The organism is Stutzerimonas azotifigens DSM 17556, assembly GCF_000425625.1.
GTDB lineage: Bacteria > Pseudomonadota > Gammaproteobacteria > Pseudomonadales > Pseudomonadaceae > Stutzerimonas > Stutzerimonas azotifigens.
On record NZ_KE384428.1, the window covers coordinates 11,719 to 29,206 of the forward strand.

The following is a 17,488-nucleotide window of genomic DNA, read 5'->3' on the forward strand; positions in this document are numbered from 1 at the left end:
GCCAGGGGGCGCCTCCCACAGGAGCGGCAGCGGTGCTGCGTCCTGCTTTTGTGGGAGGCCCGCCCTCGGGGCGATCGCTTTTCGGCAGGCTGCGCTGCTTCCGTCGTTCAGGGCGCGGGAACACCGGACTCCGTCCGCTCAGCCGCCACCCTTTGCAGTTCGACGATGGCCGCGTCCAGCTCGTCCAGCGCGGCGTCGGCTCCGGTGTCGTTCTGCTTGAGCAGGGTTTCGCTGCGCTGGCAGGCGGCGCGCAGCTGGGGGACGCCGCAGTAGCGGGTGGCGCCGTGCAGGCGGTGGACGCGTTCGATCAGGCCGTCCAGGTCGCCCCGGGCGCGGGCTTCGCCGATCACCAGGCGGTCGCTGTCGAGCGAGGCGATGAGCATGCCAAGCATGTCCGCCGCCAGGTCGGCCTTGCCGGCGGCCAGGCGCAGGCCTTCTTCGGGGTCGAGCACGCGCAGGTTCTGTTCCGGCGGCGGGGCGAGGTCGGCGGCGGCCGCCTGGTTGCGCAGCGCCAGGCCGGTCCATTTGAGTACCACCTGCGCCAGCTGGCGCTCGCTGATGGGCTTGGTCAGGTAGTCGTCCATGCCGCCCTGCAGCAGCGCGCGTTTCTCGTTGGCCAGCGCGTGGGCGGTCAGCGCCACGATCGGCAGCGGCCGGCGGTTGTCGGCCGCTTCCCAGTCGCGGATCGCCTGGGTCGCCTGGCGGCCGTCCATGCCGGGCATCTGCACGTCCATGAAGACCATGTCGAAGGTCTGCCGCTGCACCGCGGCGATCGCCGCCGGGCCGTTGTCGACGGCGGCGACCTGGGCGCCGAGGTCGCTGAGCAGGGTCTTGACCAGCAGCAGGTTGGCCGGGTTGTCGTCGACGCAGAGGATGCGCGGCGCATGCGCGATGGGCGCGCCGCGCGGTTCGGTCGGGCGCTGCTGGCCGATCAGGTCGAGCAGGGCGCGCTGCAGCTTGCGGGTGCAGGCGGGCTTGGCCTGGATCTGCGCGTGCAGCTCGGGATGCGCCTCGTGATAGGCCGGCAGCTCGGTGGTCGGGCAGAGCGCCACGGCCTTGCAGCCGAGCCGGTCGAGCGCCTGCAGGCGTTCGCCCAGGCCGAACGGGTCGATGTCCTCGAAGGTGATGCCGAGCACCGCCAGTTCGATCGGCCGGGGGCCCACGCGGTCGAGCGACACGGCGCCCTGCAGGTCTTCCAGGTTGGCGAACGGCGTGACTTCCAGGCCGCAATCCTCGAGCTGGTGCTCCAGCGCCTGGCGGGCCAGCGGGTGGTGTTCCAGCAGGCCGATGCGCCGGCCCACCAGCGGCGCGCGCGGCAGGTCCTCGATGTCGTCGCGGGCCTTGGGCAGGGTCAGGCTGATCCAGAATTCCGAACCTTCCTCGGGAATGCTGTCGACGCCGATCTCGCCGCCCATCTGTTCGATCAGGCGCTTGGAGATGACCAGCCCCAGGCCGGTGCCGCCGGGCTGGCGGGAGAGCGAGTTGTCGGCCTGGCTGAAGGCCTGGAAGAGGGCGCGCAGGTCGAGGTCGGTCAGGCCGATGCCGGTGTCCTGCACGCTGATGCGCAGCTGCGCGCGGTCGGGGTTGTCGTCCTCGACCATGGCGCGCACGGCGATCGAGCCCTCGTGGGTGAACTTGATGGCGTTGCTCACCAGGTTGGTCAGCACCTGCTTGAGGCGCAGCGGGTCGCCGATCAGCGAGACCGGGGTGTCGCGGTAGACCAGGCTGACCAGCTCCAGGCCCTTTTCGTGGGCCGAGGGGGCGAGGATGGTGAGGGTGTCCTCGATCAGGTCGCGCAGGTTGAAGGGGATGTTGTCGAGCACCAGCTTGCCGGCCTCGATCTTCGAGAAGTCGAGGATCTCGTTGATGATCGACAGCAGGCTGTCGGCCGATTTCTCGATGGTCGCCAGGTAGTCCTGCTGGCGCGGGGTGAGGTCGCTCTTCTGCAGCAGGTGGGTGAAGCCGAGGATGCCGTTGAGCGGCGTGCGGATCTCGTGGCTCATGTTGGCGAGGAATTCGGACTTGATGCGGCTGGCCTCCAGCGCCTCCTTGCGCGCGAGGTCGAGCTCGATGTTCTGGATCTCGATGGTCTCGAGGTTCTGGCGCACGTCGTCGGTGGCCTGGTCGATGCTCTGCTGCAGTTCCTCGCGGGCGCTGAGCAGGGCCTCGGCCATGCGGTTGATGCCGGAGGCGAGCTCGTCCATCTCGTGGCTGCCGAGCGGCGGCAGGCGGGTTTCCAGGTTACCGTCCTTGAGCTGGGCGACGGCGAGCTTGACGCGATGCAGCGGCTTGCTGATGGTGCCGCCCATGCGGATCGCCAGCAGCGCGGTGACGATCAGCCCGGCGCCGATCAGCAGCAGGCTGGCCAGCAGGCTGCGGTAGCCGCGCAGCAGCGTGCCCTGGTGCGACATCTCCAGTTCGAGCCAGCCGAGCAACTGGTTGTCGGCGCTGGAGGCGCCGTCGGCCAGGTGCAGGTGGCGAGCCAGTACCGGCATCAGGATGCGCGTGGTGTGTTCGCCGCTGACCAGGGTCAGGTCCTCGGGGTCGGCCGGCGGCGAGGGCGTGAGCATGTTCGGCCCGGCATGGGCGCGCAGGCCGCGCTGCGGATCGAGGATGGTGACGGCGCGTACGTCCGGCTGGTCCAGCACCTGGTTGAGGATGCGCTGCAGGCGCTTATCGTAGCCCTGCGCCATGGCCGGGGCGGCCAGCGGGGCGAGCTGGCTGGCCACGATGCGACCGCGCTCGTGCAACTGCAGGTTCATGTCGGCCAGGCGCGTCCAGGTGAAATAGCCGCCCAGCACGATGGCCAGCAGGGTGCTCGGCAACAGTGTCAGCAGCAGTATGCGGCCCTTGATTCCCAGATCTCTCAGCACATCGGCTCTCCATCCCGCGAAGGCGAGCTAGTTTATCGGCTTGTCGGGCCGGCGGCTCGTGATCGATCTCGACACCGGTCGTTCCGCCGGACGTGCGGGCACGACCGGGCGTCCTTCATGGTCCGATGAGGGCCGATCCTTGCGTGGGGGAACCCATGGCCGAGTCCTCGTCGCCGCTTTTCCACCTGCTGACGCGCATTCGCAACAGCATCGCCTACTATCCGACCCTGATCTGCGCAGGGTACGTGGCGCTGGCCGGGCTGGTGCTGGTGTTCGAGAGCCTGCCGGTCGCCAGCGCGCTGAAGGCGCTCCTGCCGACGGGCCTGACCGACGCGGACAACGTGCGGGAGATCCTCGGCACCCTGATCACCAGCATCATCTCGCTGGTGGTGTTCAGCTTTTCCATGGTGATGGTGGTGCTCAACGGCGCCGCCGCGCGGTTGTCCCCGCGCGTGCTGCCAGGGCTGATCAGCGATACCCGCAACCGGATCATCCTCGGCGTGAACCTGGGCAGCGTGCTGTTCTTCCTCACGCAGATCATCCTGGTGGACAAGAGCGATCCGCAGAGCACGCCGACGCTTGGCGTTCTGCTCTCGCTGGCCACCGCGGTGCTGTGCCTGACCCTGTTCGTGGAATTCATCCGCTCGGTGTCGCAGTCGATACGCGTGGATTGGGTGATGAACCAGCTGTTCGAAGGCGCCTGCAGCGAGCTAAAAAAGCGCAAGCAACTGCTCGAGGGCTGCGCGCCCCCGCCCGACGACAGCCACTGGTGGTGCCTGCGCATGCGCAGCGACGGCTACCTGCAGGACGTGGACGAGCACCGGCTGTGCAAGCTGCTGGTCGGTCGCGACCTGGTCGCGCGGGTGCAGGTCGAGCCGGGGTTCTTCCTGGTCGAAGGGCATCCGCTGATTCGCTTCAGCGCGCCCCTGTCCGACGAGGAGGCCGACGAGGCGCATGAGTGCTTCGGCTTCAGCAACGACGAATACGCCAGCTCGAACGCGGCCTATGGCATGCGCCAACTGAGCGAGATCGCGGTCAAGGCGATCAGTCCGGCGATCAACGATCCGGGCACCGCGATCCGCGGCATCAACCTGATCGGCGTGCTGCTCGCCCGGCACATGGGGGGTCCAGCCTACAGTCCCGGGTGTTTCGACGGCATGCGGCCGCGCCTGTACTACCGCGAGCTGTCGACCGCCGCCCTGCTGTTCGCCACCGTCGGCCCGGTCCGCATCTACGGCGCCAGCGACCCGCAGGTGATGATCGCGGTGTTCCAGTGCCTGAAGAACGCCCTGCATCATCCGGGCGACGCCGCGCAGCTGGCGGCCTATGGCGAAACCCTGCGGGCGCTGCGCGAAGCGATCGACGAGCAGATCACCAATGCCTGGGACCGCGCGGCGTTGAACATCCTCATCGAGCAGATCAACGAACTGGGCATGGCCGGCCTCGGCCATCTGGAACCGCTGGCCGGCGCGGCGACACCCGCTGGCGGATAAGGGCGAGGCCGCTTGGCGCATCCGGTATGGCGGGCGGGCGTTTGCCGGTATCATGTGCGCCTTTTTCGCTGCGAGACACGATCCATGACCGTCGCGTATCCGACCATTGCCGATTGCGTCGGCAACACTCCGCTGGTTCGCCTGCAGCGCCTGCCCGGCGAGACCAGCAACACCCTGCTGCTCAAGCTGGAAGGCAACAACCCGGCCGGCTCGGTGAAGGACCGGCCGGCGCTGTCGATGATCGCCCGTGCCGAAGCGCGCGGCGACATCCGTCCCGGCGACACGCTGATCGAGGCGACTTCCGGCAACACCGGGATCGCCCTGGCGATGGCCGCGGCGATCAAGGGCTACCGCATGGTGCTGATCATGCCGGACAACTCCAGCGCCGAGCGCAAGGCGGCGATGACCGCCTACGGCGCCGAGCTGATCCTGGTCAGCAAGGAAGCGGGCATGGAAGGCGCCCGCGACCTGGCGCTGAAGATGCAGGCCGAGGGCCGCGGCAAGGTGCTCGACCAGTTCGCCAACGGCGACAACCCGGAAGCGCACTACAGCAGCACCGGCCCGGAGATCTGGCGCCAGACCGGCGGGACCATCACCCACTTCGTCAGCTCCATGGGCACCACCGGCACCATCATGGGCGTGTCGCGCTACCTCAAGGAGCAGAACCCGCAGGTGCAGATCGTCGGCCTGCAGCCGATGGAAGGCGCGGCCATCCCGGGCATCCGCCGCTGGCCGCAGGAATACCTGCCGAAGATCTACCAGCAGGAGCGCGTGGACCGCATCGTAGACATGTCGCAGGAGGAAGCCGAGCAGGTGATGCGCCGGCTGGCGCGCGAGGAAGGCATCTTCTGCGGCGTGTCCTCCGGCGGCGCCGTGGCGGCGGCGCTGCGCCTGTCGCGCGAGGTGGAGAACGCGGTGATCGTGGCGATCATCTGCGATCGCGGCGATCGCTACCTCTCCACCGGCGTGTACGACGAGCCGAACTGACCGACCGGACGCAGCCCGTCCTCCCGCAGTACCCAGCAGGTTTTCATCATGGCCCGACGCAGCCCCAGCCTGCGCTTTCAACCCAGCGGCGGCAGCCGCAAGCCCGCCGTGCCCGTGGGCAAGAAGCAGCGCCTGAGCATCGAGCGCCTGGCCCATGACGGGCGCGGCATCGCCTTCGTCGATGGGCGCACCTGGTTCGTCGACGGCGCCTTGCCCGGCGAGCAGGTCGAGGGGCGGGCGCTCGGCATGCACAGCCAGGTGGTGGATGCGCGCGCCGAGCGGCTGATCGAGACCAGCCCCGAGCGCCGCGCCGAAGCCTGCCCGCACGCACGCCTGTGCGGCGGCTGCACCCTGCAGCATGCCTCCGAGGCGGACCAGCTGGCGCTGAAGCAGAACACCCTCGCCGAACAGCTGCAGCGCTTCGCCGGCCTGCAGCCCGAGCAGTGGGCCGAGCCGCTGACCGGGCCGGCCTATGGCTACCGGCGGCGCGCGCGCCTGGCGGTGCGCTGGGACGAGGCGGCGCAGCGCCTGGAGGTCGGCTTCCGCGCCGGCGCCAGCCGGCAGATCGTTTCCATCGAACAGTGCCCGGTGCTGGTACAGCCCTTGCAACCGCTGGCCGTGGCCTTGCCGGGCGTGTTGCGCGAACTGGCGAAGCCGCAGGCGATCGGGCACGTCGAGCTCTTCAGCGGCACCGCCGAGGCCTTGCTGGTACGCCATACGGCACCACTGGCGCAGGCCGACCGGCAGCGCCTGGAGGCCTTCTGCCAGGCCCGGGGCGCGCAGCTCTGGCTGCAGGGCGCGGGCGAGCCGGAGCCGGTCGGGCCGGCACGGCCGCTGGGCTACCGGCTCGAGCCCTGGGACCTGACGCTGGCCTGGCGGCCTGGCGACTTCGTCCAGGTCAACGCCGCGGTGAACGACGCCATGGTCGCCCAGGCGCTGGCCTGGCTGGCGCCGGAGCGGGGCCAGCGGGTGCTGGACCTGTTCTGCGGGCTCGGCAACTTCGCCCTGCCGCTGGCGCGCGAAGGCGCCGAGGTGGTGGGCGTGGAAGGCGTCGAGGCGATGGTCGAGCGGGCGCGCACCAACGCGGCGCAGAACGGCCTGGATGGGGTGCACTTTCATCGGGCGGATCTGTCGAAGCCGCTGGCTGACGCCCCCTGGGCAGGCGAGGGCTTCGCTGCGGTGCTGCTCGACCCACCGCGCGAGGGTGCGCTGGAAGTGGTCAGGCAGATGCACGCACTGGGCGCGCGCCGCGTAGTCTATGTTTCATGCAACCCGGCGACCCTCGCACGGGATGCACAGGAGTTGGGCAGGCAGGGTTACCGCCTGCGACGGGCCGGTGTGCTGGACATGTTCCCGCAGACCGCGCACGTGGAAGCGATGGCGTTGTTCGAACGGCCGCAGCGGTGAAGTGACGTAGTGGCAGGCAGCAGGCCTGCGGTTCAACCGACCGGCACAGAGAATGCCGGCGTATTTGCGCAGTGGCTGCGCAGAGGGAAGGGTACGAATGGTACAGGTGAGAGCGGTCCAGCCGATCAATACCGACGGCAGCATCAACCTCGAAAGCTGGCTCGACCACGTGTTGGGCATGGATCCGGCGCTCAACCGCGAGGCACTGCGCGAGGCCTGCCTCTACGCGCGCGACGCCGAGCAGCAGGCCAACGCCGCGCAGAATCTCTGGGGCGAGGGCACTTCGAGCTACCGCACCGGGCTGGAAATCGCCGAGATCCTCGCCGACCTCAAGCTCGACCAGGACAGCCTGGTCGCCGCCGTGCTCTACCGCGGCGTGCGCGAAGGCAAGGTCAAGCTCGCCGACATCCACCAGCGCTTCGGCCCGGTGGTGGCCAAGCTGATCGAGGGCGTGCTGCGCATGGCGGCGATCAGCGCCAGCCTCAACCCGCGCGACTCGCTGGTGCTCGGCTCGCAGGCGCAGGTGGAGAACCTGCGCAAGATGCTGGTGGCCATGGTCGACGACGTGCGCGTCGCGCTGATCAAGCTGGCCGAACGCACCTGCGCCATCCGCGCGGTGAAGAACGCCGACGACGAGAAGCGCCACCGCGTGGCCCGCGAGGTCTTCGACATCTACGCGCCGCTGGCCCACCGCCTGGGCATCGGCCACATCAAGTGGGAGCTGGAGGACCTGTCCTTCCGCTACCTCGAGCCCGAGCAGTACAAGCAGATCGCCCAGCTGCTGCACGAGCGGCGGGTGGACCGCGAGCTGTACATCGCCAACGTCGTCCAGCAGTTGAAGGACGAACTCTGCGCCACCGGCATCCAGGCCGAGATCGACGGCCGCGCCAAGCACATCTATTCCATCTGGCGGAAGATGCAGCGCAAGGGCCTGCAGTTCAGCCAGATCTATGACGTGCGCGCGGTGCGCGTGCTGGTGCCGGAGATGCGCGACTGCTACACCGCGCTCGGCATCGTGCACACGCTGTGGCGGCACATCCCCAAGGAATTCGACGACTACATCGCCAACCCCAAGGAAAACGGCTACCGCTCGCTGCACACCGCGGTGATCGGCCCCGAAGGCAAGGTGCTGGAGGTGCAGATCCGCACCCACGCCATGCACGAGGAGGCCGAACTCGGCGTCTGCGCGCACTGGCGCTACAAGGGCACCGACGTCAAATCCACCTCCAGCCACTACGAGGAGAAGATTTCCTGGCTGCGCCAGGTGCTCGAGTGGCACGAGGAACTGGGCGACATCGGCGGCCTGGCCGACCAGTTGCGCGTCGACATCGAGCCCGACCGGGTCTACGTGTTCACCCCCGACGGCCACGCCATCGACCTGCCCAAGGGCGCCACGCCGCTGGACTTCGCCTATCGCGTGCACACCGAGATCGGCCACAACTGCCGCGGCGCCAAGATCAACGGCCGCATCGTGCCGCTGAACTACAGCCTGCAGACCGGCGAGCAGGTGGAGATCATCACCAGCAAGCAGGGCTCGCCGAGCCGCGACTGGCTGAACCCGAACCTCGGCTACATCACCACCTCGCGGGCCCGGGCGAAGATCGTCCACTGGTTCAAGCTGCAGGCGCGCGACCAGAACGTCGCCGCCGGCAAGGCGCTGCTCGAGCGCGAGCTGGCGCGCCTCGACCTGCCGCCGGTGGATTATGATCGGCTGGCCGAGAAGGCCAATCACAAGCTCGCCGAGGACATGTTCGCCGCCCTCGGCGCCGGCGACCTGCGCCTGGCGCACCTGGTCAACCTGGCCCAGCAGCTGGTCGAGCCCGAGCGCGACCACGGCCTCGACCAGCTCGAACTCATTCCGCGCAAGGCGCCGACCCGCCAGGGCAAGCGCGGCGACATCCAGATCCAGGGCGTCGGCAACCTGCTGACCTCCATGGCCGGCTGCTGCCAGCCGCTGCCGGGCGACCCCATCGTCGGCTACATCACCCAGGGCCGCGGGGTCAGCATCCACCGCCAGGACTGCGCCTCGGTGCTGCAGCTGGCCGGCCGCGAGCCGGAGCGGATCATCCAGGTCAGCTGGGGCCCGATCCCGGAGAAGACCTACCCGGTGGACATCGTCATCAAGGCCTACGACCGCTCCGGCCTGCTGCGCGACGTCTCGCAGGTGCTGGTCAACGAGCGCATCAACGTGCTCTCGGTCAACACCCGCTCGAACAAGGAAGACAGCACCGCGAAGATGTCCCTGACCATCGAGATCCCCGGGCTGGACGCGCTGGGCCGGCTGCTCAGCCGTATTTCGCAGCTGCCGAACATCATCGAGGCGAGGCGGCATAGGGCTTCGTAATGAAGCCGATCAAGAGCGCTGGAGGCTTGAAGGCTGGACGGTAAAAGCGCGATCTTTCCAGCCTTCCAGCCTTCCAGCCTTCCAGCCTTCCAGCCTAGGACTCCCATGTATCAGCTTTCCGACCTCCTGCACCTGATGGCCCGGCTGCGCGATCCGCAGTACGGCTGCCCATGGGATCTGCAGCAGGACTACGCCAGCATCGTGCCGCACACGATCGAGGAGGCCTACGAGGTCGCCGATGCCATCGAGCAGGGCGATTTCGAGCACCTGCCCGGCGAGCTGGGCGACCTGCTGTTCCAGGTCGTGTACTACAGCCAGCTGGGCCAGGAGGAGGGGCGCTTCGACTTCGCCGTCGTGGTCGATGCGATCACCCGCAAGCTGGTCCGGCGCCACCCGCACGTGTTCCCCGACGGCGACCTCTACGGTCCGCCGGACCAGCCGCGGCTGAGCGAACCCGAGATCAAGCGGCGCTGGGAAGCGATCAAGGCCGAGGAGCGCGCCGAGAAGGCCGCGGCGCCGGAGCAGCTGTCGCTGCTTGACGACGTGCCCGCGGCGCTGCCGGCGCTCAGCCGGGCGGCCAAGCTGCAGAAGCGCGCGGCCGGCGTCGGCTTCGACTGGCCGGACGCGCTGCCGGTGGTCGACAAGGTGCGCGAGGAGCTCGACGAAGTGCTGGAAGCGATGAGCGACGCCGACCCGGCGGCCATCGCCGAGGAACTCGGCGACCTGCTGTTCGTGGTGGTCAACCTGGCGCGGCACCTGAAGGTCGATCCCGAGCATGCGCTGCGCCAGGCCAACGACAAGTTCGAACGGCGCTTCCGCTTCATCGAGCAGGCCTTGCGGGAAGCCGGGCGGCCCATCGAGAATTGCGACCTGGAAGAGCTGGATGCGCTTTGGGGTGAAGCCAAAAAGCAGCTATAGGCTGGAAGCCAGAGGCAGGAAGGTACTTGGCGTTTTTGCCCTGGCACCCTGAATCGCTTCAAGCTTCAAGCTTCAAGCGTCGCGAGCCAACCTACGTGCAATTCGAATTCACAACGAGACGAGCCGAACCATGAGTCTTTCCCTCCGTGACCAGCTCCTGAAGGCCGGGCTGGTCAACGAGAAGCAGGCCAAGCAGGCCACCAAGCAGAAGCAGAAACAGCAACGCCTGGAGAACAAGGGGCAGGCCGAGAAGGACGATGCCCAGCGCCAGGCGGCCCTGCAGGCCCAGGCGGAGAAGGCCGAGCGCGATCGCGAACTCAACCGCCAGCAGCAGGAAAAGGCCGAGCAGAAGGCCCGCGCCGCGCAGATCAAGCAGTTGATCGAAAGCAGCCGCCTGCCGAAGCTGACCACCGAGGACTACTACAACTTCGTCGACGAGAAGAAGGTCAAGCGCCTGTCGGTCAACGCCATGATGCGCGACAAGCTCTCGCGCGGCTCGCTCGGCATCGTCCGCCATGGCGGCGGCTACGAGGTGATCCCGCGCGAGGCGGCGCTGAAGATCCAGGAGCGCGACCCGCGCCGCGTGGTGCTGCTCAACACCCAGACCGAAGAGCCGGACGCCGATGATCCGTACGCCGCCTACAAGGTGCCGGACGATCTGATGTGGTGACAGGTGGTGGAAAACGCTGCGCGGTTTTCCACCCTGCGGCCGCTCCGGCCTTCTGTGTGAGCGGTCTCGATTGCGGGCGGTTTGCGCCGCGTTCGTGGTCAAGACCGCGGCTTGTCCTGAGCCGCGACTGCTTCATGTAGGAGCATGCTCTGCATGCGACCGCTTTTGCGGCAGCGCTGCCTCGGTCGCGGGCAGAGCCCGCTCCTACAGCGGGGATGATGCGCCGTGCCTTCCCTTCTCCTTGCGGTGGCCTGCAGGGTCGGTGTCTGATCAGGTGGCAGCGCCAGCGCCGTAGGGTGGGCTTTAGCCCACCAGGGGGCCATGCCTTTGGTGAGTTGGTGGGCTGAAGTGAAGCGTTGCCCGGCCCACCCTACGAGATCGATACCGGTTTTCCCTCTCCCCCGGGAAGTAAGGTGGCCGGGCGGAAGGAAGGCATGCACGCAAGCCCTCATCCCGGCCCTCTCCCAAGGGGATGACGCGGCGGTAGCCCGCGCCCTGTGCAGGCCGGTTCACGGTCAAGACCGCTCCCACGGGGAGCCTGACCGCAGCGTGGCATGGCCGGCCTGTATCAGGCGCTCTGCGCCAATGCCAGGTCCAGCCGCTGCGCCGCCACTTCGCCGATCACCAGGATCGCCGGGCTCTTCAGCGCGAAGGCCCGCGCCGCCTCGACCATCTCGCCCAGCCGGGCTCGGCATTCGCGCTGCTGCGGCAGCGAGGCGTTCTCGATCATCGCCACCGGCGTGCTCGCCGGCAGGCCGCCGTCCAGCAGCCCGCTCTGCACCTGTTCCAGCTTGCTCACGCCCATGTACACCACCAGCGTGGTGCCGCTGCGGGCGAGGGCATGCCACTCGACGCTGCTCTCGTCCAGCGTGTGCGCGGTCACCAGGGTGACGCCGCGGGCGATGCCGCGCTGGGTCAGCGAGATGCCGCAGCGGGTCGCGCCGGCCAGCCCTGCGGTGATGCCGTTGACCAGTTCCACCTCGATGCCGCGCGCGGACAGCCATTCGGCTTCCTCGCCGCCGCGCCCGAAGATGCAGGGATCGCCGCCCTTGAGGCGCACCACGCACTTGCCCTGGCGGGCGTAACGCAGCATCAGCCGGTGGATGAACGCCTGCGGCGTCGAGCGGCAGCCGCCGCGCTTGCCGACCGGGATCACCCGCGCTTGCGGGCAGTGTTCTAGGGTCTGTCGACGTTTCGTCGCGAGCCGCGTTGCCGCGTCAAATGGCGCCAGGCCAGGCGCGGGACGCAGGCAATGGTGATCCCTTGCCAAGTCCCGCAACGCCGCATGGCGCCATTTGACGCGCAACCCTGCGGGACGGGCCTGTTTTTGCGCGATGCGGCGTTTCTCGTCGCTTATTTGGAATGACCAAACTGCGCTCCTCGTGCCTTGCCTCGCGCAAAAACAGGCTCCGGCGCGGCCGCGCACGAAACGTCAACAGACCCTGGCACCTGGGGATTGACCAGATCGTCGATCAGCACCACCTCGGCCTCGCGCAGTGCGCGCACCGCCTTGAGGGTCAGCAGTTCCGGGTCGCCGGGGCCGGCGCCCACCAGCCAGACTTTCGCGCTCATGCTTGCCTCCTGTCGCGGCGGTCTCTGCCCGCCGTGGATGACTTGATTGCTCGGCTGGTCACGCCGGGACCGTCCGGGTCGCGAGCAGCCGCCTGATTTCCGGGACGCAGGAGCCGCAATTGGTGCCGCAGCCCAGCTCCCGCTTGAGTCCGTCCAGGTCGAGCCCGCGGGCGATGCCCTGGCAGACCGCGTCCTGGCTCACGTCGAGGCAGTTGCACAGGGTCTTGCCGGCGGCCGCCGCGCTGGCGTTCGGCGGGCTGGCCAGCGGCGCCAGCAGCCAGCGGCGCAGCTCCGGGTCCAGCGTGCCGTCCTGCCAGAGCTGCCGGAGCCAGCGGCGCGCGGCCGTCTCGCCGGCCAGGCGCAGCCCGACGATCCGTTCGCCCTCCAGGCGCACGCGCTTGCCGATCGCGCGGCGCGGGTCGTCGTAGGCCAGCAGCGGGCCCTCGGCGAGGCCGAGCAGGCGGTCGATCATCTCCAGCCACTCGCTGCCCGGCGCCTCGCGGCGGGCAGCGCGGATCACCAGTGCGCTGCGCTCGCGCCCGGCCAGGCCGAAGCTGGCGTACTCGAAGCCCTCGAACATGGGCCGCAGTGCCTCGAAACGGACCTGCACGTCGCCTTCGATCAGGGCGAAGAAGGGCCAGGCCAGCTCGGCCGGCTCGACGTTGACCAGCGCGTGCTTGAGTTCGGGCTGGCGCGACAGCGGATCGAAGGCCGGCAGGGTCAGCACGTTGGTGCCCAGCCCCTTGAGGAAGCGGTCGCCCCAATGCATCGGCAGGAACGCCTGGCCGGGGCGCAGGCTGGCGTCTTCCTGCACTGGCAGGACCAGGCTGCCGCGCCGGCTGGACAGCTTCACCAGCTGGCCGTCGGCGAGGCCACGCTGGCGCAGGTCGTCGGGGTGCAGGCCGAGCAGCGCCTCCTCGACGTGGCCGAACAGTCGGGCCGCGGTGCCGGTGCGGCTCATCCCGTGCCACTGGTCGCGCAGCCGGCCGGTGTTGAGCACCAGCGGGTAGCGCTCGTCGGCCTGCTCGTGCGGCGCCCGCCAGGGCTCGGTGACGAAGCGCGCGCGGCCGGACGCGGTGGGGAAGCGGCCGTCGCCGTACAGGCGCGCGGTGCCACCCTGGGCGCCGGCGGGGAAGGGCCACTGCTGCGGCCCCTCGCGGTCGATCAGCGCGTAGTCCAGGCCGCTGTAGTCGAGGTCGCGGCCGCGGGTCAGGCCCTTGTATTCGTCGAACAGCTGCGCCGGATGTTCGAAGGCGAACCGGCCGGGTCGCCCGGGGTACAGCCGGCGTTCCAGGCGGCGGGCGAAGTCGCAGACGATGGCCCAGTCGGGGCGAGCCTCGCCGGGTGCCGGCACGGCCGGGCGCACGTGGCTGATGCGCCGTTCGGAGTTGGTCACGCTGCCTTCCTTCTCGCCCCAGCTGGCGGCCGGCAGCAGCAGGTCGGCGTAGTGACAGGTCTCGGTGGTGAAGAAGGCCTCCTGCAGCACCACGAAGGGGCAGGCGGCCAGCGCCTCGTGCACGCGGGCCTGGTCCGGCAGCGACTGCGCGGGGTTGGTGCAGGCGATCCACAGCGCCTTGACCTGGCCGCTGCGCACTGCCTCGAACAGCTCGATGGCCGGCAGCCCGGGCGCTTCCGGCAGGCGCTCGACGCCCCAGTAAGCGGCGACCTCGGCGCGGTGCTCGGCGTTGCCGGCCTCGCGGTGGCCGGGCAGCAGGTTCGACAGGCTGCCGGTCTCGCGGCCGCCCATGGCGTTGGGCTGGCCGGTGAGCGAGAAGGGGCCGGCGCCGGGGCGGCCGATCTGCCCGGTGGCCAGGTGCAGGTTGATCAGCGCGCTGTTCTTCGCGCTGCCGGCGGTGGACTGGTTGAGCCCCATGCACCAGAGCGAGAGGAAACTCGGCGCCGCGCCGATCAACCGTGCGGCCTGGCGCAGCGCGTCTTCGTCGATACCGCACAGGGCGCTGACCTGCGCCGGCGTGTGTTCCCGCACCAGCTGCTCGAGGGCGTCGAAGCCTTCGGTGTGCGCCTCGATGAAGGCGCGGTCGATTCGCTCCTCGGCGATCAGCAGGTGCAGCAGGCCGTGGAACAGGGCGACATCGGTGCCCGGGCGGATCGCCAGGTGCAGGTCGGCCAGCTCGGCGGTGTCGGTGCGCCGCGGATCGATGACGATCAGCTTCATCTCCGGCCGGCGCGCCCTGGCTTCCTCCAGCCGGCGGAACAGCACCGGGTGCGCGTAGGCCATGTTGCTGCCGGCAATCAGCAGGCAGTCGCTCTGTTCGATGTCCTCATAGGAGCAGGGCGGGGCGTCGGCGCCGAGGCTGCGCTTGTAGCCGACCACCGCCGAGGACATGCACAGCCGCGAGTTGGAGTCGATGTTGTTGGTGCCGACCAGCGCGCGGGCAAGCTTGTTGAAGGCGTAGTAGTCCTCGGTCAGCAACTGGCCGGAGATGTAGAAGGCGACGCTGTCCGGGCCGTGCTCGCGGATGGTCTCGGCGAAGCGGTTCGCCGCGTGCTCCAGGGCGCTGTCCCAGTCGCTGCGCGTGCGCGCCAGCGTCTTGCCCAGGCGCAGCTGCGGGTGATGCCCGCGGGCGTCGCGGTCGCCGGTCAGGTGCAGGGTCGAGCCCTTGCTGCAGAGGCGGCCGAAGTTGGCCGGATGCTGCGGGTCGCCGCTGACGCCGAGGATGCGTTCGGCGTCGTGCTCGATCAGCACGCCGCAGCCGACGCCGCAGTAGCAGCAGGTGGAGGGTGTGATTCGCGTCGTCGCGCTCATGCTGGGGCTCCCGGCGTCAGGCGCACTGGCGGATGGACAGGTCGGGCTCGACGACCGGGCACGGCGCGGGCAGCTCGGCTTCGGCGTCGGCGGGGTCGAACATCAGCCGGTCGCGAAGCGCGGCGAGGTCGCGGCGCTCGCGAATCTGGCGGAGGTACCAGGCGCTGTCGCGGGTGTCGCCGTACAGGCAGGCGCCGACCAGCCGGTCGTCGCGGATCACCAGCTTCCTGTAGATGCCGGCGACGGGGTCGCGGAGGGTCAGCGTCTCGCTGCCTTCGCCGCCCATGAAGTCGCCGGCGGAGAACAGGTCGATGCCGGTGACCTTGAGCTTGGTCGAGGTCACCGAGCCGGGATAGCGGCTGAAGCCGAGCATCGCCAGGTGGTTGGCGCAGACCCGCGCCTGCTCGAACAGCGGCGCGACCAGGCCGTAGGCGATGCCGCGGTGGCTGGCGCATTCGCCCACTGCGTAGATGCGCGGGTCGAAGGTCTGCAGGGTGTCGTCGACCAGGATGCCGCGCCCACAGGGCAGGCCGGCATCGGCCGCGAGCCGCACGTTGGGACGGATGCCGGCGGCCATCACCACCAGGTCCGCGGGAATCTCTCTGCCGTCCGCGAAGCGCAGGGCACCTACCCGGCCGGCGCCGTCGTCGAGCAGGGCGGCGGTCTGGCTGCGCAGGCGGAAGCGGATGCCGCGCGCCTCCAGGGCGCCGCGCAGCAGTTCGCCGGCGGTGCGGTCGAGCTGGCGGTCGAGCAGCCAGTCGCCGATGTGCACCACGGTCACGTCCATGCCGCGCCGGGTCAGGCCGTTGGCCGCTTCCAGGCCGAGCAGCCCGCCGCCGATCACCACCGCATGACGATGGGCGCGTGCGGCTTCCATCATCGCGCGGGTGTCGGCGATGTCGCGGTAGCCGAGCACGCCCTGCAGGTCGTTGCCCGGCACCGGCAGGACGAAGGGGCTCGAGCCGGTGGCGATCAGCAGGCGGTCGTAGGCGGCTTCGCTGCCGTCGTCGGCGATCACCCGGCGGCGGGGCCGGTCGATGGCGACCACGGTGCGGCCGAGGCGCAGCTCGATGCCATGGGCCGCGTACCAGTCCAGGTCGTTGAGCACGATGTCGTCGAAGTCCTGCTCGCCGGCGAGCACCGGCGAGAGCAGGATGCGGTTGTAGTTCGGGTGCGGCTCCGCGCCGAACAGGGTGATGTCGTAGAGGTCGGGGGCGAGCCTGAGGAGCTCTTCCAGCGTGCGGACCCCGGCCATGCCGTTGCCGATCACCACCAGCCTGAGTTTCTTCATGCCGTCTCTCCGTGCCTGCGGGCGTGGCCCGGCGGGCCGTGAAATGAAAACGAAAAAAAGGCGTCCCACCGGTTACCCGGTGAAGACGCCTTTGTCCTGTTCCCGATCTTCGGGGAGCAGTCCCTCGCCATTGAGGAACTGCCCGATGTCATTGCCTGCGGTGATGAATGCAGCCTGCGTGCCAGGTGCCCGAAGGGCTCTGCCGCGGCGCTTTCGGGCTGGAAAGGGGACGCCGGGTTGGCGATTGGTGCACCAAGTTCGGGCCTCGCCGTGCCGCACTGGTGCATGACTTCAGCAGCCGGTTGACGACTGCCGGAACGGCGAGTAGGGTTTGCTCCATGCGCCGATTTACACAGCTACTTGCGGGGCGCCTGGAATCCGAGGATTCCGAAATACCGCTAAAGCGCTGGAACGGTGACGCCTCCCACCGCTGCCCAGCGGAACCCGAGAGGCGAGATCGACACCGATGACTGCATCCACCGCATCCTCCCTGCACCCGCTGCCTCCCCAGGGCTCGCCGGGACGCACACCCAAGATCCTCCTGGCCGGCCAGCATCAGCCTTCACTGCTCAAGCGCATGGAAGGCTGGTCGCGCCGTGCGGGCCGGCCCAGCGCCTTCCTGATCCAGTTCCTTCCCGCCGGCGGCGCGCTGACGCACTTCGCCCGCGACAGCTTCGACCTCGCCATCGTCGAGGCGCCGAGCGCCGAGCATCTGGCCGAGCAGGTCCAGCAGCTGGTCCGGGTGGCGCGCCAGGGGCTGATCGTCCGGCGCTGATTCCGGCCCCCTGTGAGAGGCGCCCCTGGCGGCGATGGCAGGCGCAGCCTGCCCGTTCAAGAGCAATCGCCCCGAGGGCTGTCGTGGTCAAGTTTTGGTGGACACCGGGATAGGGGATTTCAGGCGGTGGCCTTTTCGTAGTCGGTCGGTGATTGGTAGCCGAGAAAGGAGTGCAGCCGGTGTGTGTTGTAGAAGCCGACGATGTAGTGAGTGATGTCAGCCATGGCCTCGGCCTGATTGGCATAGTGCTGCTGCCAGACCCGTTCCATCTTCAGGCTCAGGAAGAAACGCTCCATGACCGCGTTGTCCCAACAGTTGCCCTTGCGGCTCATGCTGGCGACCAGGCCGTGGCGGGCCAGTAGGTCGCGATGGGCCTGGCTGGCGTACTGGC

General features: G+C 69.1%; 11 protein-coding genes and 2 pseudogenes. 7 read left to right on the plus strand and 6 right to left on the minus strand.

What is annotated here, in order from left to right; genetic code table 11:
* Positions 1–107: 107 nt before the first annotated feature.
* The gene (locus H610_RS0122850) at positions 108–2,873 is read right to left on the minus strand and encodes a response regulator (RefSeq protein ID WP_028241831.1); all 2,766 of its coding nucleotides are present in this window, start codon (positions 2,871–2,873) and stop codon (positions 108–110) included.
* A 155-nt stretch (positions 2,874–3,028) separates the two neighbouring features.
* Between H610_RS0122850 and H610_RS0122855 the strand changes: the two genes are divergently transcribed.
* The 6 genes from H610_RS0122855 to H610_RS0122880 all read left to right on the plus strand — a co-directional run bounded on the left by H610_RS0122855 (position 3,029) and on the right by H610_RS0122880 (position 10,692).
* Entirely contained in the window at positions 3,029–4,366 is a 1,338-nt protein-coding gene (locus H610_RS0122855) for a DUF2254 domain-containing protein (RefSeq protein WP_028241832.1), read from the plus strand.
* A gap of 84 nt (positions 4,367–4,450) precedes the next feature.
* The gene (cysM, locus tag H610_RS0122860) at positions 4,451–5,353 is read left to right on the plus strand and encodes a cysteine synthase CysM (RefSeq protein ID WP_028241833.1); all 903 of its coding nucleotides are present in this window, start codon (positions 4,451–4,453) and stop codon (positions 5,351–5,353) included.
* A 48-nt stretch (positions 5,354–5,401) separates the two neighbouring features.
* Positions 5,402–6,760, plus strand: a complete 1,359-nt coding sequence (gene rlmD, locus H610_RS0122865) for a 23S rRNA (uracil(1939)-C(5))-methyltransferase RlmD (RefSeq protein ID WP_028241834.1) — start codon at positions 5,402–5,404, stop codon at positions 6,758–6,760.
* A 97-nt stretch (positions 6,761–6,857) separates the two neighbouring features.
* Complete coding sequence (gene relA / locus H610_RS0122870) at positions 6,858–9,104, plus strand: GTP diphosphokinase (protein ID WP_028241835.1); 2,247 nt, start codon at positions 6,858–6,860, stop codon at positions 9,102–9,104.
* 105 nt (positions 9,105–9,209) lie between these two features.
* The gene (gene mazG, locus H610_RS0122875; RefSeq protein WP_028241836.1) at positions 9,210–10,022 is read left to right on the plus strand and encodes a nucleoside triphosphate pyrophosphohydrolase; all 813 of its coding nucleotides are present in this window, start codon (positions 9,210–9,212) and stop codon (positions 10,020–10,022) included.
* Positions 10,023–10,152: 130 nt separating this feature from the next.
* Positions 10,153–10,692: a DUF2058 domain-containing protein gene (locus H610_RS0122880; protein WP_028241837.1), complete on the plus strand. Its 540-nt coding sequence runs from the start codon at positions 10,153–10,155 to the stop codon at positions 10,690–10,692.
* A gap of 568 nt (positions 10,693–11,260) precedes the next feature.
* Here H610_RS0122880 and cobA read toward each other — a convergent pair.
* The 4 genes and pseudogenes from cobA to H610_RS24480 all read right to left on the minus strand — a co-directional run.
* Positions 11,261–11,872: pseudogene (gene cobA, locus H610_RS24470) on the minus strand (uroporphyrinogen-III C-methyltransferase); the annotation flags it as partial.
* A 173-nt stretch (positions 11,873–12,045) separates the two neighbouring features.
* Positions 12,046–12,264 (minus strand): SAM-dependent methyltransferase, encoded by a 219-nt coding sequence (locus H610_RS26180; RefSeq protein ID WP_043239453.1) that lies wholly within the window; start codon positions 12,262–12,264, stop codon positions 12,046–12,048.
* A 58-nt stretch (positions 12,265–12,322) separates the two neighbouring features.
* Positions 12,323–15,031, minus strand: coding sequence for a nitrate reductase (locus tag H610_RS0122890; protein ID WP_028241838.1), 2,709 nt, complete (start codon positions 15,029–15,031; stop codon positions 12,323–12,325).
* Between the two features lie 97 nt (positions 15,032–15,128).
* Positions 15,129–16,322 (minus strand): annotated as a pseudogene (locus H610_RS24480) (NAD(P)/FAD-dependent oxidoreductase); the annotation flags it as partial.
* A 466-nt stretch (positions 16,323–16,788) separates the two neighbouring features.
* Here H610_RS24480 and H610_RS0122900 point away from each other — a divergent pair.
* A complete protein-coding gene (locus H610_RS0122900) occupies positions 16,789–17,097 on the plus strand; it encodes a hypothetical protein (RefSeq protein WP_051231948.1) in 309 nt (102 codons plus the stop codon).
* A gap of 119 nt (positions 17,098–17,216) precedes the next feature.
* On the opposite strand, the gene H610_RS0122905 is transcribed toward H610_RS0122900, so the two are convergent.
* A partial coding sequence (locus H610_RS0122905; protein ID WP_028241840.1) for an integrase core domain-containing protein occupies positions 17,217–17,488 on the minus strand: 272 nt, incomplete at its 5' end.

Excerpts from the sequence above, each read along its gene's own strand:
- H610_RS0122855 (WP_028241832.1), top strand. The coding sequence starts at position 3,029 with ATGGCCGAGTCCTCGTCGCCGCTTTTCCACCTGCTGACGCGCATTCGC.
- cysM (WP_028241833.1), top strand. The coding sequence starts at position 4,451 with ATGACCGTCGCGTATCCGACCATTGCCGATTGCGTCGGCAACACTCCG.
- rlmD (WP_028241834.1), top strand. The coding sequence starts at position 5,402 with ATGGCCCGACGCAGCCCCAGCCTGCGCTTTCAACCCAGCGGCGGCAGC.
- relA (WP_028241835.1), top strand. The coding sequence starts at position 6,858 with ATGGTACAGGTGAGAGCGGTCCAGCCGATCAATACCGACGGCAGCATC.
- mazG (WP_028241836.1), top strand. The coding sequence starts at position 9,210 with ATGTATCAGCTTTCCGACCTCCTGCACCTGATGGCCCGGCTGCGCGAT.
- H610_RS0122880 (WP_028241837.1), top strand. The coding sequence starts at position 10,153 with ATGAGTCTTTCCCTCCGTGACCAGCTCCTGAAGGCCGGGCTGGTCAAC.
- H610_RS26180 (WP_043239453.1), bottom strand. The coding sequence starts at position 12,264 with ATGAGCGCGAAAGTCTGGCTGGTGGGCGCCGGCCCCGGCGACCCGGAA.
- H610_RS0122890 (WP_028241838.1), bottom strand. The coding sequence starts at position 15,031 with ATGAGCGCGACGACGCGAATCACACCCTCCACCTGCTGCTACTGCGGC.
- H610_RS0122900 (WP_051231948.1), top strand. The coding sequence starts at position 16,789 with ATGACTGCATCCACCGCATCCTCCCTGCACCCGCTGCCTCCCCAGGGC.